At 69.6% G+C, this 15,107-nt stretch carries 16 protein-coding genes; all 16 read left to right on the top strand.

The window, feature by feature from the left end; genetic code table 11:
- Positions 1–3 precede the first annotated feature (3 nt).
- The 16 genes from SBP02_RS02215 to SBP02_RS02140 are packed head-to-tail and all read left to right on the top strand — an operon-like array spanning position 4 to position 15,104.
- A complete protein-coding gene (locus SBP02_RS02215; RefSeq protein WP_318644789.1) occupies positions 4–261 on the top strand; it encodes an acyl carrier protein in 258 nt (85 codons plus the stop codon).
- Entirely contained in the window at positions 258–806 is a 549-nt protein-coding gene (locus SBP02_RS02210; RefSeq protein WP_318644788.1) for a COG4648 family protein, read from the top strand. The genes SBP02_RS02215 and SBP02_RS02210 overlap by 4 nt, the downstream gene beginning before the upstream one ends.
- Complete coding sequence (locus tag SBP02_RS02205; RefSeq protein WP_318644787.1) at positions 803–2,464, top strand: AMP-binding protein; 1,662 nt, start codon at positions 803–805, stop codon at positions 2,462–2,464. The genes SBP02_RS02210 and SBP02_RS02205 overlap by 4 nt, the downstream gene beginning before the upstream one ends.
- Complete coding sequence (locus SBP02_RS02200) at positions 2,457–3,191, top strand: glycosyltransferase family 2 protein (RefSeq protein ID WP_318644786.1); 735 nt, start codon at positions 2,457–2,459, stop codon at positions 3,189–3,191. The genes SBP02_RS02205 and SBP02_RS02200 overlap by 8 nt, the downstream gene beginning before the upstream one ends.
- Positions 3,188–4,132, top strand: a complete 945-nt coding sequence (locus SBP02_RS02195; protein WP_318644785.1) for an LpxL/LpxP family acyltransferase — start codon at positions 3,188–3,190, stop codon at positions 4,130–4,132. The genes SBP02_RS02200 and SBP02_RS02195 overlap by 4 nt, the downstream gene beginning before the upstream one ends.
- Positions 4,113–5,654: an HAL/PAL/TAL family ammonia-lyase gene (locus tag SBP02_RS02190; protein ID WP_318644784.1), complete on the top strand. Its 1,542-nt coding sequence runs from the start codon at positions 4,113–4,115 to the stop codon at positions 5,652–5,654. Before SBP02_RS02195 ends, SBP02_RS02190 begins: the two co-directional genes overlap by 20 nt.
- A complete protein-coding gene (locus tag SBP02_RS02185; protein ID WP_318644783.1) occupies positions 5,647–6,072 on the top strand; it encodes an acyl-CoA thioesterase in 426 nt (141 codons plus the stop codon). Before SBP02_RS02190 ends, SBP02_RS02185 begins: the two co-directional genes overlap by 8 nt.
- Positions 6,069–6,674 carry an outer membrane lipoprotein carrier protein LolA gene (locus tag SBP02_RS02180; protein ID WP_318644782.1) on the top strand — a complete coding sequence of 202 codons (606 nt, stop codon included), beginning with the start codon at positions 6,069–6,071 and terminating at the stop codon, positions 6,672–6,674. Before SBP02_RS02185 ends, SBP02_RS02180 begins: the two co-directional genes overlap by 4 nt.
- Positions 6,664–9,027, top strand: coding sequence for an MMPL family transporter (locus SBP02_RS02175; RefSeq protein ID WP_318644781.1), 2,364 nt, complete (start codon positions 6,664–6,666; stop codon positions 9,025–9,027). The genes SBP02_RS02180 and SBP02_RS02175 overlap by 11 nt, the downstream gene beginning before the upstream one ends.
- A complete protein-coding gene (locus tag SBP02_RS02170; protein WP_318644780.1) occupies positions 9,014–10,258 on the top strand; it encodes an NAD(P)/FAD-dependent oxidoreductase in 1,245 nt (414 codons plus the stop codon). Before SBP02_RS02175 ends, SBP02_RS02170 begins: the two co-directional genes overlap by 14 nt.
- A gap of 9 nt (positions 10,259–10,267) precedes the next feature.
- Positions 10,268–10,996, top strand: coding sequence for a class I SAM-dependent methyltransferase (locus SBP02_RS02165; protein ID WP_318644779.1), 729 nt, complete (start codon positions 10,268–10,270; stop codon positions 10,994–10,996).
- Positions 10,993–11,493 (top strand): DUF3261 domain-containing protein, encoded by a 501-nt coding sequence (locus tag SBP02_RS02160; RefSeq protein WP_318644778.1) that lies wholly within the window; start codon positions 10,993–10,995, stop codon positions 11,491–11,493. The genes SBP02_RS02165 and SBP02_RS02160 overlap by 4 nt, the downstream gene beginning before the upstream one ends.
- Entirely contained in the window at positions 11,493–12,692 is a 1,200-nt protein-coding gene (locus SBP02_RS02155; RefSeq protein WP_318646286.1) for a beta-ketoacyl-[acyl-carrier-protein] synthase family protein, read from the top strand. Before SBP02_RS02160 ends, SBP02_RS02155 begins: the two co-directional genes overlap by 1 nt.
- Positions 12,689–13,153 (top strand): hotdog family protein, encoded by a 465-nt coding sequence (locus SBP02_RS02150; RefSeq protein ID WP_318644777.1) that lies wholly within the window; start codon positions 12,689–12,691, stop codon positions 13,151–13,153. The genes SBP02_RS02155 and SBP02_RS02150 overlap by 4 nt, the downstream gene beginning before the upstream one ends.
- Positions 13,150–13,878 (top strand): 3-oxoacyl-ACP reductase FabG, encoded by a 729-nt coding sequence (gene fabG / locus SBP02_RS02145; protein WP_318644776.1) that lies wholly within the window; start codon positions 13,150–13,152, stop codon positions 13,876–13,878. Before SBP02_RS02150 ends, fabG begins: the two co-directional genes overlap by 4 nt.
- Positions 13,878–15,104 (top strand): beta-ketoacyl-ACP synthase, encoded by a 1,227-nt coding sequence (locus tag SBP02_RS02140; protein WP_318644775.1) that lies wholly within the window; start codon positions 13,878–13,880, stop codon positions 15,102–15,104. Before fabG ends, SBP02_RS02140 begins: the two co-directional genes overlap by 1 nt.
- The last annotated feature ends 3 nt before the right edge of the window (positions 15,105–15,107 follow it).

The following is a 15,107-nucleotide window of genomic DNA, read 5'->3' as shown; positions in this document are numbered from 1 at the left end:
CCCATGCAAAACCGCGACGAGATTTTCACCACCCTGCGCGATGCCATGGTCGAGCTGTTCGAGCTGGATGCCGAACGCATCGTCCTCGAGGCCAACCTGTACCAGGACCTGGAGATCGACAGCATCGACGCCGTCGACCTGATCGACCACATCAAGCGCCAGACCGGCAAGAAGATCGCCGCCGAAGAGTTCAAGTCGGTGCGCACCGTCGGCGACGTGGTCGAAGCGGTGCATCGCCTGGTCAACGCCGCAGCGGAATGAGAGGCCGCCTGATCGGCCTGCTGCTGGTGGTCGCCGGCCTGGCCTACCCCTTTGCCGTGTACTTCGGCATCGAGCGGCTGCCACCACAGGTCTTCGCCGTCCTGCTCGGCGGCCTGTGGCTGGGGCGCCTGCTGCTCGGCGAGCAACGTCCGGGCGGGCGCTGGATGGCCCTGGCCGCCCTGGCCTTCTGCCTGTTGCTGGGCCTGGCCGGCGAGCCGGCGCTGCTGCGCTGGTACCCGGTGCTGCTCAGCGCCCTGCTGCTGGGCCTGTTCGGCCTCAGCCTGAGGTTCGGCCCGCCGCTGGTGGAGCGCCTGGCGCGCCTGCGCGAGCCGCAACTGCCGGAGGTGGCGGTGGGTTACACCCGCCGGGTGACCCAGGTCTGGACGCTGTTCTTCCTCGCGAACGGCCTGGTGGCTGCCGCCCTGACCCTGTGGGCGCCGCTGGCCTGGTGGACCCTGTACAACGGCCTGATCGCCTACGCCCTGATGGGCCTGCTGTTCGCCGGCGAGTGGCTGCTGCGCCAGCGCGTGCGGAGGGCCGCATGAGCTGGATCGCCCTCGCCGACATACTGCTGTACCCGGACGCGGAACGCCGCGTCACCCCGGACCTTGACCACGCCGAGCTGTGCCGGCGCGCCCTCGGTCTGGCCGCCTGGTTGCGTGAGCGCGACATCCGCCGCGTCGCCCTGTACCTGGAAGACGCCGCCGACCTGGCCATCGCCCTGCTCGCTGCCTGGCGCGTCGACGCCCGGGTGCTGCTGCCCGCCGATGCCCAGGCGCAGACCCGTCGGCGCCTGGGCGGGCAGGTCGACCTGTGGCTCGATGCGCTGGCCCCCGCCGCCACCGCCGCGCCTCTGCCCGCCGCGGCCCTGGACCCCGAGCGCTGCCGTCTGATCCTGTGCACCTCGGGGTCCAGCGGAAAGGCCAAGCCGATCGACAAGTCGCTGCGTCAGCTGGCCAACGAGGTCGAGGCGCTGGAGCAGCTGTGGGGCGCCAGCCTCAGCTCGGCGACCATTATCGGCAGCGTCGCCACCCAGCATATCTACGGCCTGCTGTTCCGCGTGCTCTGGCCGCTGAGCGCCGGCCGCCCGTTCCTGCGCCGCGCCCTGCCGTTCCCCGAGGACCTGCAGCGCGCCAGCCTGAAGCTGCGCACCTACGCCTGGGTCGCCAGCCCGGCCCTGCTCAAGCGCATGGGCGACAACCTCGACTGGCCCACCCTGGGCGCGGTACGCCGGGTCTTCTCCTCCGGCGGCGCCCTGCCGGCAGAGGCCGCCACCGCGCTGCGGCAACGCCTGGGCCAGTGGCCGACGGAAATCTACGGCAGCTCGGAAACCGGCGGTATCGCCTGGCGCCAGGGCGACGCCTCCTGGCAACCCTTCGCCGGGGTCGAGGTTAGCCTGAATGCCGACGGCGCCCTGCGTATCGCGTCCCCCTACTTGCCGATCGGGCATACCGAGCAGACCGCCGACGCCGCCGAGCTCCGCGCCGACGGGCGCTTCATCCTGCGCGGGCGCCTCGACCGCATCGTCAAGTTGGAGGAGAAGCGCATTGCCCTGCCCATGCTCGAACAGGCGCTGATCGAGCACGACTGGGTCGCCGACGCTCGCCTCGGGGTGATCCAGCAGGGCCGCGCCTACCTCGGTGCCTTGGTTGCCCTGAGCCCGGCCGGCGTGCATGCACTGCGCAACCAGGGCCGACGCACGCTCACCGAAGTGCTGCGCCGGCACCTGTCCGGGCATTGCGAAACCATCGCCCTGCCACGGCGCTGGCGCCTGTTACGCGAACTGCCCTACAGCAGTCAGGGCAAGTTGGCCCAGGCGAGCGTCGATGCCCTGCTCATCGCGCCCAGGCCGACTCAGCTGGAGCCGCTGTCGGCTCACGAACAGGACGGCGAATGGCGCCTGGAGCTGGAGATACCGCTGGACCTGGCTCACTTCTCCGGCCACTTCCCGCAGACCCCGGTGCTGCCCGGCGTGGTGCAGATCGACTGGGCCCAGCAGCTGGCGCGCCGCCTCATCCCCGGCCTACCACCGCGCTTCGCCGGCATGGAGGTGCTCAAGTTCCAGCAGCTGGTGCGCCCCGGCGACCGGGTACAGCTGTCCCTGCGCTTCGACGCTGAGCGCGGAAAACTGTACTTCGCCCTGCGTAACGGCGCGGCGCCCTGCTCCTCGGGGCGCATCCTGCTGGAGGGCGAGCATGCATAGGCCCTGCGCGGTGATCCCGGTCTACAACCACGAACAGACCCTGCCCCAGGTGGTCGAGGCGCTTCGAACCGCCGGTCTACCCTGCGTGCTGGTCGACGACGCCTCCAGTCCGGCCTGCGCAACGGTGATGGATCAACTGGCCGCCGTCCCCGACTGTTTTCTGGTGCGTCTGGCGGTCAACCAGGGCAAGGGCGGCGCGGTGATGGCCGGGCTGCGCGAGGCTGCGCGCCAGGGCTTCAGCCACGCGCTGCAGGTGGACGCCGACGGCCAGCACGACCTCGGCGCCGTCGCGCACTTCCTCGCCCGTTCGCGGGCAGAGCCCCAGGCGCTGATCTGCGGCTACCCGCAATACGATGCCAGCGTGCCCAAGGGCCGCCTCTACGCCCGCTACCTGACCCACGTCTGGGTGTGGATCAACAGCCTGTCGCTGTCGATCCGCGACGCCATGTGCGGCTTTCGCGTCTATCCCTTGACGGCCACGCTGGCGCTGATCGACTCGACCCGACTCGGCCGGCGCATGGACTTCGACCCGGAGATCCTGGTGCGCCTGGCCTGGCGCAACCAGCCGATGCACTGGCTGCCGACCCGGGTGCACTATCCCCAGGGCGGCCTCTCGCACTTTCGCCTGCTGCACGACAACGCGCTGATCTCGAAGATGCACGCCAAGCTGTTCTTCGGCATGTTGCTACGCGCCCCGCTGATCCTCTGGCGGCGGAGGCGCGGATGAGCGAACAGGCGAAGGGCGTGCACTGGGCCGGCCAGCGCGAGCGTGGCAGCTTCCTGCTGATGAAGTTCACCGCCCTGGCCGCGCGCCGCCTGGGCCGGCGTGCGCTCGCTCCACTGCTGTACCTGATCGTGCTGTATTTCTTCCTGTTCGGCGGCCAGGCGCGACGCAGCATCCGCGACTACCAGCAACGCCTGGCGGCCTGGAGCGGCCGCGCCGAGCTGCGACCGACCCGGCGCTCGGTGTTCCGCCAGTTCATGGCCTTCGCCGATGCCCTGCTCGACAAGCTGGACATCTGGCGCGGCGACCTGCGCCTGGAGCAGGTCAGCCTGCTGGACCCACACGGTCTGCGCAACCAGTTGCGCGGCGCGCGCGGGCAGCTGCTGGTCGGCGCCCACCTGGGCAACCTCGAGGTGTGTCGCGCCCTGGCCGAGCTGGGTGAGAAGGTACGCATGAACGTACTGGTGCACACCAAGCACGCCGAGCAGTTCAATCGCTTGCTGGGCGAGGCCGGCGCCAGCCACCTGCGCCTGATCCAGGTCAGCGAGCTGGATCCGGCGATCATGCTGCAGCTGTCCGAGCGCCTGGAGCGCGGCGAATGGCTGGCGATCGCCGGCGACCGGGTACCGCTGCACGGCGGGCGCAACGTCAGGGTGAACTTCCTCGGGCATCCCGCCGCCTTCCCCCAGGGCCCCTGGCTGCTGGCCGGCCTGTTGCGCTGCCAGGTGAACCTGCTGAGCTGCCTGAAGATCGACGGCCGCTACCAGGTGGCCCTGGAACCCTTCGCCGAACAGGTGCGGTGGAAACGCAGCGAACGCGAGGCGGTGATCAGCACCTGGGTGCAGCGCTATGCCGAGCGCCTCGGCCAGCGTTGCCTGGAGGCGCCCTACCAATGGTTCAACTTCTACCCGTTCTGGAACGCACATGACGACCCATCAGCCTGAGCCGGTGATCTTCGGCGAACTTCCCCTGACCATCGAACAGCTGGTCGGCCTGGCCCAGCGCCGCGCCCAGGCGTTGCTGCAGAACGACCCCGCGTATCGCGAGAAGATCGCCAAGGGCGCGCGCTTCGTCGACCGCCTGCTGGACAAGGAAGGGGTGATCTATGGCATCACCACCGGCTACGGCGACTCCTGCGTAGTGCCGGTACCGCTGCATCAGGTCGAGGCACTGCCGCGTCACCTCTACACCTTTCACGGCTGCGGCCTGGGCCGGCTGCTGAGCGAGGAAGCCACCCGGGCGGTGCTGGCGGCGCGCCTGCAGTCACTGTGCCAGGGCGTCTCCGGGGTGCGGATCGAACTGCTCGAGCGGCTGCAGGCCTTCCTCGACTTCGATGTCTTGCCGTTGATCCCCGAGGAAGGCTCGGTCGGCGCCAGCGGCGACCTGACGCCGCTGTCCTACGTGGCCGCCACCCTCTGCGGTGAGCGCGAGGTGCTGCACCAGGGTCAGCGGCGCAGCGCCGCCGAGGTGCACACCGAGCTGGGCTGGACGCCGCTGATCCTGCGTCCCAAGGAGGCGCTGGCGCTGATGAACGGCACCGCGGTGATGACCGCCCTGGCCTGCCTGGCCTACGCCCGCGCCGACTACCTGCTGAAGCTGGCCACGCGCATCACCGCCCTCAATGTGGTGGCGTTGCAGGGCAACCCCGAGCACTTCGACGAACGCCTGTTCGCCGCCAAACCGCACCCGGGGCAGACCCAGGTGGCCGCCTGGCTGCGCCAGGACCTGGCCATCGACGCCCCCACCGCGCCTCTGCACCGCCTGCAGGACCGCTACTCGCTGCGCTGCGCACCCCATGTGCTGGGCGTGCTGGCCGATAGCCTGGGCCTGCTGCGGCAGTTCATCGAAACCGAGCTGAACAGCGCCAACGACAATCCGCTGATTGACGCCGAGGCCGAACGGGTGCTGCACGGCGGTCACTTTTACGGCGGCCATATCGCCTTCGCCATGGACAGCCTGAAGAACCTGGTGGGCAACGTCGCCGACCTGCTCGACCGTCAGCTGGCCCTGCTGGTCGATGTGCGCTACAACCACGGCCTGCCGAGCAACCTGTCCGGCGCCCCGGCCGAGACGGCGATGATCAACCACGGCTTCAAGGCAGTGCAGATCGGCGCCAGTGCCTGGACCGCCGAGGCGCTGAAGAACAGCCTGCCGGCCAGCGTCTTCTCGCGCTCCACCGAGTGCCACAACCAGGACAAGGTGAGCATGGGGACCATCGCCGCCCGCGATGCCCTACGCAGCCTGGAGCTGACCGAGCAGGTCGCCGCCGCCGCCCTGCTGGCCGCCAACCAGGGCGTCTGGCTGCGCCTGCGCAGCGGTCACGAGGGGCTGCCAGCGCCGCTGGCGGCCATGCGCGAGCAGTTGGCAGCGGACTTCCCGCCGGTGCTAGAGGACCGTGCCCTGGAGAGCGAACTGCGCCTGTGTCTAGCGCGCATCCGAGGCCAGCACTGGAGGCTCTATGCGTAGCCGCGGGGTACTGCAGACACAGATCGAAATGGTGGTGCCCTTCTTCGATGTCGACTCGATGGAAGTGGTCTGGCACGGCCACTACGTCAAGTACTTCGAAGAGGCGCGCTGCGCCCTGCTGGACAGGCTCGGCCACAACTACCGGCAGATGCGCGAGGCCGGCTACGCCTGGCCGGTCATCGACCTGCAACTGCGCTATATCCGCGGCGCCCAGTTCGGCCAGCGCCTGCTGGTGCGCGCCGACTTGGTGGAGTGGGAGAACCGCCTGAAGATCCACTACCTGATCAGCGACGCGGCCAGCGGCGAGCGCATGACCCGTGGCAGCACAGTGCAGGTGGCGGTGGAGATCGCCAGCCGCGAAATGCAGCTGGCCTCGCCCCGAGTGCTGGTCGAGGCGGTGGAGCGGGCACTGGCATGAACCCGCTGCGCCGCCTCCTCGCGCCCCTGGTCCTCGGTCTGCTGGCCACGTCCCAGGCTCAGGCCTTCGACCTCGATCAGCTCGGCGCCCAGTTGGCGACACAGGCTGTGGTCCGCGGCCCCTTTATCCAGGAGAAACACCTACGCGCCCTGGACCGCCCCCTGAGCAGCCGTGGACAGTTCGTGCTGTCCGCCGAACGGGGACTGCTCTGGAAGCTGCGCAGCCCGCTGCAGTTGGACTACCGCATCGACGAGCAGGGTGTCGCCCGACGCACAGCCGACGGCTGGCAGCCACTGGCCGGACAGGACATGGCCGCGCAGCAGAGTCGCCTGTTCCTCGCCGTGCTGCGCGGCGATCGCTCGGGCCTGGAGCGCGACTTCGAGCCGCGCCTGAGTGGCAGCAGCGACGCCTGGAAGCTGCAACTGCGCCCGCGCTCACTGCTACTCAAACAGGTCTTCGATGTCATTCACATCCAGGGCGGCGCCCAGGTCGAGCGCATCGAACTGCTGGAGACCCAAGGCGACCGTACCCTGTTGCGCCTGCCGCAGAGCCAGGCGGACGACGCCCTGAACGAGCGGGAGCGTGACGCCTTTGCCGATTGAGCGAAGCCTGCCCAGGCTGTTCCTCGTTCTGCTGCTGGCCCTGCTGGCCCTGACCGCCTGGCAGTGGCGCCATGGCCCGCCGCTGTCGGCCAACCTCCTCGACCTGCTGCCCCGAGGCGCGGACGACGCGCGGCTGGCGGAGGCCGAACGACGCATGCAAGAGCCACTGAATCGCGACCTGCTGCTGCTGATCGGCCACCCCCAGCGTCAGCAAGCCATCGTCCTGGCCCAGAGGCTAGGCCGGGACTGGCAGGCCAGTGGGCGCTTCGCCCAGGTGCAGTGGCGCCTGGAGGCCGACCTCGAGGCACTGCGCCTGCAACTGCGCGCCAACCGCCTGGCCCTGCTGCCGACGGCGGACCGCCAACAATTGATCGAGCGGCCGGACGAGTTCATCGCCCAGCGCGCCGTACAGCTGTTCGACAGCTTCGCCGGCCTCGGTCTGCTGCCTCTGGCGCAGGACTGGCTGGGCCTGGGCCTGCGCGCCCAGCAGACTATTGCCGCCCAGGGCCCTCTGCAGACCGATCTGGGCAGCGGCGCCCTGCTGCTGCAGGCGGACGGCCTGACCTGGGTGCTGCTGCGCGCCCGCAGCCACAGCGATGCCTTCGACCTGCAGGCACCGCCGGCCATAGCCGCCGAGGTGCAACGGGCCCGTACCGCGCTGGAGCAGCAGGGGGCGCAGCTGCTGGCCAGCAGCGGCGTGCTCCATGCCGCCGCCGGCCAGGCCCGGGCCAGTCGCGAGATCGGCCTGCTCGGCGGCGCCGCGTTGCTCGGCACCCTGGCGCTGCTGCTGCTGGCTTATCGCCGCCCGCGGGCGCTGCTCGCTCTGCTGCCGGTGGCCGTGGCCCTGCTCGCCGGCTGCGCCGTCTGCGTGCTGGTGTTCGGCCAGATCAACGCGCTGACCCTGGTCCTGGGCGCCAGCCTGATCGGCGTGGCCGCGGACTTTCCCCAGCACTACCTGAGCAAGAGCTGGGCCGCGCCGCAGTGGCAGGGCTGGAGCGCCCTGCACGCCACGCTACCTGGCCTCAGCCTGAGCCTGGGAACCAACCTGATCGGCTACCTGGCCCTGGCCTTCACCCCCTTTCCGGCGCTGAGCCAGATCGCCCTGTTCTCTGCCGCCGGCCTGATCGGCGCCTACCTGTGCGCAGTGTGCCTGCTACCCGCCTGGCTAGACGCCGGACGCTGGCGTCCGGCACCGGCCCTGCTCGATGGCGCCGAGCGCCTGCTGGGCTGGCGCGCGCGCCTACTCGAGGTGACCGGCAGCCGCGCGCCGCTGGCACTGCTCCTGCTGTTCTGCGGCGGGGGCCTGTGGCAGCTGCAGGCGCAGAACGACCTGCGCCAGTGGCTCGGCGCCGAGCCGCAACTGCAGGCCGAGGCGCGGCGTATCGCCGAGCTGACCGGCCAGCAGCCGACCAGCCAGTTCTTTCTGGTGCGCGCCCGCGACGAGGCTCAGCTGCTGCAGCGCCAGGCCGCGCTGAGCGCGCGCTTGGACGTGGCGATCGGCGAGGGCGAACTGCGCGACTACCGTGCCCTCAGCCAACTGCTCGCACCGCCCGCCGAACTGCAGACCCTGCGCGCCGCCCTGCAGCGGTTGCCGCAGCACTGGCAACCGCTGCTGCAGCTGGGCCTGGCTGAGGCCGCGCTGCACGCAGAGTTGACCGAGCTGCTCGATACTCCACAACCGACCCTGGAACAGGCCCTGGCCGGGCCGCTGGGCGAGCCCTGGCGCCCGCTGTGGCTGGGTCCAAGCGCCGACGGCGAGGTGGCCGGGCTGGTCAGCCTGCAGGGCCAGGCGGCACCGGCATTGCTGCGCAGCGCCGCACAAGGGTTGGACGGGGTGCAACTGGTCGACCGCCTCGGCGAACTGGATCGCCTGTTCGCCGCCAGCCAGCTGAACGCCGCCGAACTCAAGCTGCTGTCCTGTCTGGCGATCGTCCTGCTGCTGTGGTTGCCCTTCGGCCTGACCGGTGCCTTGCGGGTGGTCGGCCTGCCCCTGCTCGCGGCCCTGACGGCGGCCGCGTGCCTCGGCTGGCTGGGCCAGCCACTGACCCTGTTCAGCCTGTTCGGTCTGCTGTTGATCACCGCCCTCGGCGTCGACTACTGCATCCTCCAGCGCGAGGCCATAGGCGGCGCGGCGGTGAGTCTGCTGGGTACCCTGCTGGCGGCGCTGACCAGCTGGCTGTCCTTCGGCCTGTTGCTGCTCAGCCAGACCCCGGTAATCGCCAACTTCGGCCTGGCAGTCAGCCTCGGCCTGTTTTTCGCCTTTCTCCTGGCGCCCTGGGCCTATGCGCCCCAGGCCGACCCTCGCACCGCCAATCCCCATGACGAGGCACGAAGCCCCTATGAAGTCTCCTGAAGTCGAGCAACGCCGGATCGTGGTGATAGGCGCCGGCCCCTCCGGGGCCATCGCCAGCGCCCTGCTCAAGCGCCATGGCCACGACGTGCTGGTGCTGGAGCGCCAGCGCTTCCCGCGCTTCTCCATCGGCGAGAGCCTGCTGTCGCACTGCCTCGACTTCGTCGAGGAGGCCGGGATGCTCGAGGCCGTGCGCGCCGCCGGCTTCCAGGTCAAGCACGGCGCAGCCTTCGCCTGGGGCGAGCGCTATACCGACTTCGACTTCCGCGATACCTTCACCCCGGGCCAGGGCTCCACCTTCCAGGTGCAGCGCGCTCAATTCGACCAGCTGCTGGCCGACGAAGCGCAGCGCCAGGGCGTGGAGATCCGTTTCGAGGAGGAGATAGTCGCCGCCGACTTCGCCGGCGACTGCCCGTGCCTCACCGTACGCCGCCTGGACGGCAGCCAGTACCAGCTGGACACCGCCTTCGTCCTCGACGCCAGCGGCTACGGACGGGTACTGCCGCGCCTGCTCGACCTCGACCTGCCATCGGACTTCCCGGTGCGCCAGGCGCTGTTCACCCACGTGGAAGACCGTATCGACGACCCGGCCTTCGACCGCGAGAAGATCCTCATCACCACCCACCCCGAGCTACGCGACGTGTGGTTCTGGACCATCCCCTTCAGTAATGGCCGCTGCTCCCTCGGCGTGGTGGCCGACGCCACCCGCTACCAGGGTCGTGACAGCGACCTGGAGGCCTGCTTGCGCCGCTTCGTCGCCGAGACCCCGTCCCTGGCCCGCGTGCTGGCCAATGCCCAATGGGACACCCCGGTGCGCGCTCTCGGCGGCTACGCCGCCAACGTCAAGCGCCTGCACGGGCCAGGCTTCGCCCTGCTGGGCAACGCCGCCGAATTCCTCGACCCGGTGTTCTCCTCCGGGGTGACCATTGCCATGCGCTCGGCGAGCATGGCCGCCGGCCTGTTGCATCGCCAACTCGGCGGTGAGGCGGTGGACTGGCAACGGCAGTTCGCCGAACCGCTCAAGCGCGGTGTGGACTGCTTCCGCACCTATGTCGAGGGCTGGTACGACGGCTCCTTCCAGGACGTCATCTACTACCAACACGCCTCCCCGGAGATTCGCCGGATGATCAGCTCGATCCTCGCCGGTTATGCCTGGGACCCCCGCAACCCCTATGTCGCCGAGCCCAAACGACGCCTGCGGGTGCTGGCCGAACTCTGCACAGCCCAGGCATAAGGACGATCGATGAAACGCGCCGCCGCCACCTATGTCGAGGAGACCGGCTTCGGTTTCTGGTTCCTGCAGAGTCACGTCTGGCAGCACCACGTGCTGCGCGTGGCGATCGACGACCTCAAGGGCCTGATCGATGGACCGCTGCCCACCGCGCCGGTGCTGCTGGATGCCGGCTGCGGCCAGGGCAAGTCATTTGCCCTGCTCGCCGCGGCCTTCCGTCCGGCGCGCCTGATCGGTCTGGACGCCGACCCCCACAGCCTCGCCTGCTCCCGCGCCGAGGCCGAGCGTCAGGGCCTGGAGGTACAGCTGGTCGCCAGCGACTGCGCGGCGATCCAGCTGGCCGATGCCAGCGTCGATGTGCTGTTCTGTCACCAGACCTTCCACCACCTGGTCGAGCAGGCGCAGGCCCTCGCCGAGTTCTGGCGCGTGCTCAAGCCCGGCGGCCTGCTGCTGTTCGCCGAGTCGACCAAGTTCTATATCGACACCTGGGTGATCCGCTGGCTGTTTCGCCACCCCATGCAGGTGCAGAAGAGCGCCGAGCAGTACCTGGCGATGCTGCGCGACCAGGGGTTCCAGTTCGCCACGCGCAACGTTTCCTACCCCTACCTGTGGTGGAGCCGGGCCAAGGACTTCGGCCTGCTGGAGCGCTGGGGCCTGCGCCGGCCCAAACCCTTCGGCCAACGCGACGAGACCCTGGTCAACGTGGTGGCGCGCAAGCCGCTGGAGCCCGCCTACCGATGATCCGCGCCATCCTGCTCGGCCTCTGCCTGCTGCTCGGCGCCTGCGCGACGCAAACGCCGCTGCCGCACACCAGGCCGGACCTCGTGACGCCCCTGCCGTTGTCGCTGCATATCCAGCGCGAACAGGCCGACCAACGCCAGGATTGGCTGCTGGTGCTGCAGGCCGAAGGCGAGGAACTGCGCTGGTCGCTGTTCGACCCGCTCGGCGTGCCGTTGGCCCGTCAGCGCCTGAGCCAGGGACGCTGGTGGGATGACGGCCTGCTGCCCCCCAACGCCGAGGCCCGCGAACTGTTCGCGGCCCTGCTGTTCGCCCTGACCCCGGCCGAGGCACTACCGACCGGCTATGCCCGCGACAGCTGGGCGCTGACCGCCGAGGGTCGGCGCCGACTTAACCCGGCGTGGCGAATCCGCTACCGTGCACCGCTGGATTTCACCCTGCACAACATCCCGGGCCCGGACTACCGGGTCCAGGCACTCGCGCCCGAAGAAGGTTCATGATGCCCAGTTATCTCAACGCCCTCGGCCTGCTCTGCGCGCTCGGTCACGGCCAGTCGGCAGTGGCCAAGGCCCTGTTCGCCGGCGATGCCTCCGGCATGCACGCCGAGGACGGCTGGGTCGCCGATCGCCGCCTGACGGTCGGCTCCGTACCCGGCGCACTGCCGACAATGCCGGCGGGCCTCGAGTCGGCCCAGAGCCGCAACAATCGGCTGCTGCTCGGCGCGGCACTGCAGATCGAGGCGCCGATCCGCGCCTCCATCGCCCGCTACGGTTCGAGCCGCGTCGGCGTGGTGATCGGCACCAGCACTTCAGGCATTCACGAGGCCAGCCAGAGCATCGCCCGCTTCGTGCAGGACGGCGCGCTGCCCGCCGACTACCACTACGCCCAACAGGAGATGGTCGCGCCGGCCGCCTTCCTCGCCGACTGGCTGGGCCTCAGCGGCCCGACCTACTGCCTGTCCACCGCCTGCACCTCCAGCGCCCGCGCCCTGCTCAGCGCCCATCGCCTGCTGCAACAGGGGCTGTGCGACGCGGTGCTATGTGGCGGCGTCGACAGCCTGTGCCGACTCACCCTCAACGGCTTCTCGGCCCTGGAGGCGGTATCCGCCGCGCCCTGCAACCCCTTCTCGGCCAATCGCCAAGGCATCAACATCGGCGAGGGCGCGGCGCTTTTTCTGATGACCAGGGAGCCGCCGGCCGACGACTCGCCCCCCATCGCCCTGCTCGGCGGCGGCGCCAGCTCCGACGCCCATCACATCTCCGCGCCGCAGCCCGAGGGCCTCGGCGCCCAGCAGGCGATGCGCAGCGCCCTGGCCGCCGCCGCCCTGGCGCCCGAGCAGATCGACTACCTCAACCTGCACGGCACCGCCACAGCGCACAACGACGCCATGGAGAGCCTGGCGGTGCAGGCGCTGTTCCCCGCGGGGGTGCCCTGCTCCTCGACCAAGCCCCTGACCGGCCATTGCCTCGGCGCGGCCGGGGCGCTGGAAGCGGCCTTCTGCTGGCTGACCCTGAGTGCCCACAACCCCGACGGACGACTGCCACCACACCTGTGGGACGGCCAGGCCGATCCGCAGTTGCCGCCCCTGGCCCTGGTGACACCGGGCAGCCGGGCCGCGGGCCCGCTGCGCCACCTGATGAGCAACTCCTTCGCCTTCGGCGGCAGCAACCTGTCGCTGATCCTCGGAGTCCCGACATGAGCCGCTGGCCGATCGCCGAACTGCTACCCCATGCCGGCGACATGATCCTGCTCGACGAGGTCCTGAGCTTCGATGCGGACAGCGTCGAGACCCGTCTGCGCGTGCGACCCGGCGGCCTGTTCAACCAGGCCGACGGCAGCCTGCCGGCCTGGGTCGGCATCGAGCTGATGGCCCAGAGCGTCGCCGCCTACGCCGGCTGCCAGGCGCGCCAGGCCGGGGCGCCGGTGCAACTGGGTTTCCTCCTCGGCACGCGCAAGTTCCAGTGCAACGTGGAGCGCTTCGCCACCGGCAGCGAGCTGCGCATCAGGGCGCTGCGCTCGCTGCAGGACGACAACGGCATGGGCGTGTTCGAGTGCCACCTGGAAGGCCCCGGCATCCAGGCCGAGGCGCGTCTCAACGTATTCTGCCCGCCGCAGATCGACAGCTACCTACAAGAATCCTCCCAGGAAACCGACTCATGACTGATCCGATTCTGGTCACCGGCTCCAGTCGCGGCATCGGCCGCGCCATCGCTCTGCGCCTGGCCCGGGCCGGCTTCGACCTGGTCCTGCATTGCCGCTCGCGCCGCGACGAGGCCGAAGCGGTACAGGCGCAGATCCAGACCCTGGGCCGCAACGCCCGTATCCTGCAGTTCGATATCGCCGACCGCGCCGCCTGCCGTACCGTGCTGGAGGCCGATGTCGAGGCCCACGGCGCCTACTACGGCGTGGTCTGCAACGCCGGCCTGACCCGTGACGGCGCCTTCCCGGCGCTGAGCGAGAACGACTGGGACCAGGTACTGCGTACCAACCTGGACGGTTTCTACAACGTCCTGCAACCCTTGACCATGCCGCTAATCCGCCGTCGCAGGCCGGGCCGCATCGTCTGCATCACCTCGGTGTCGGGGCTGATCGGCAATCGCGGTCAGGTCAACTACAGCGCCTCCAAGGCCGGCGTGATCGGCGCGGCCAAGGCTCTGGCCATCGAACTGGGCAAGCGCAAGATCACGGTCAACTGCGTGGCGCCGGGGCTGATCGACACCGAGATGCTCGACCCGCAGCTGCCACTGGAAGAGATGCTCAAGATGATCCCGGCGCAGCGCCTGGGCACCCCGGAGGAAGTGGCCGGGGCGGTGAACTTTCTGATGTCCGAGGAGGCGGCCTACATCACCCGCCAGGTCCTCGCAGTCAACGGTGGGCTGTGCTGATGAAACGAGTGGTAGTCACCGGCATGGCCGGCATCACCTCGCTGGGCGAGGACTGGGCGAGCATAGAGGCGGCCTTTCGCGGCAATCGCAGCGGTGTCCGCTACATGCATGAGTGGGACAGGTTCAGCGAGCTGAACACCCGCCTCGGCGGGCCGATCGACGACTTCGCAGTACCCAGGCATTGGACCCGCAAGCAGACCCGCAGCATGGGCCGGGTGTCCAAACTGGCGGTCTATGCCGCCGAACGGGCACTGGCCGATGCCGGCCTGCTGGGCGATCCGTGCATTCAGGACGGCCGCATGGGCGTGGCTTGCGGCTCCTCCACCGGCAGCACCGACGAAATCAAGACCTTCGGTAACATGCTGCTGAACTCGGTGGCCGACGGCCTCAACGCCAACTCCTATGTGCGCATGATGCCCCATACCACGGCGGCCAATATCAGCATCTTCTTCGGCCTCAAGGGCCGCCTGATCCCCACCTCCAGCGCCTGCACCAGTGGCAGCCAGGGCATCGGCTACGCCTTCGAGGCGATCAAGTTCGGCCGCCTGCCGCTGATGCTCGCCGGCGGCGCCGAGGAACTGTGCCCGACCGAGGCCATGGTGTTCGACGCCCTCTATGCCACCAGCCTGAAGAACGCCGCGCCGCACAGCTCGCCGCGTCCCTACGACAGCGGCCGCGACGGCCTGGTGATCGGCGAGGGCGCCGGCATGCTGGTGCTCGAGGAGCTGGAGCACGCCCTGGCCCGGGGTGCGACCATCCACGCCGAGATCGTCGGCTTCGGCAGCAATGCCGACGGCCAGCACACCACCAAACCGGAACAGGCCACCATGCGCCAGGCCATGCAGCTGGCCCTCGATGATGCCCAACTGCCGCCAGAGGCCATCGGCTACGTCAACGGCCACGGCACCGCCACCGAGCAGGGCGATGTCGCCGAATCCCTGGCCACCCACGGCCTGTTCGGCCCGCGCATGCCGATCAGCTCGCAGAAGAGCTTCCTCGGCCACACCCTCGGCGCCTGCGGCGCCCTGGAGTCCTGGTTCAGCATCGAAATGATGAACCGCGACAACTACGTACACACCCTCAACCTGGACGCCGTCGACCCGGTCTGCGGCGACCTGGACTACCTGCGCGGCGAGTTTCGCACGATGAGCAACGAGTACGTGATGAACAACAATTTCGCCTTCGGCGGGGTCAACACCTCGCTGATCTTCCGCCGCTGGCATTAACCG

It is taken from the genome of Pseudomonas benzenivorans (genome assembly GCF_033547155.1).
GTDB classification, from domain to species: domain Bacteria; phylum Pseudomonadota; class Gammaproteobacteria; order Pseudomonadales; family Pseudomonadaceae; genus Aquipseudomonas; species Aquipseudomonas benzenivorans_B.
The sequence above is the reverse complement of the archived record's forward strand: the minus strand, read 5'-3'. Positions and strand labels throughout refer to the sequence as shown.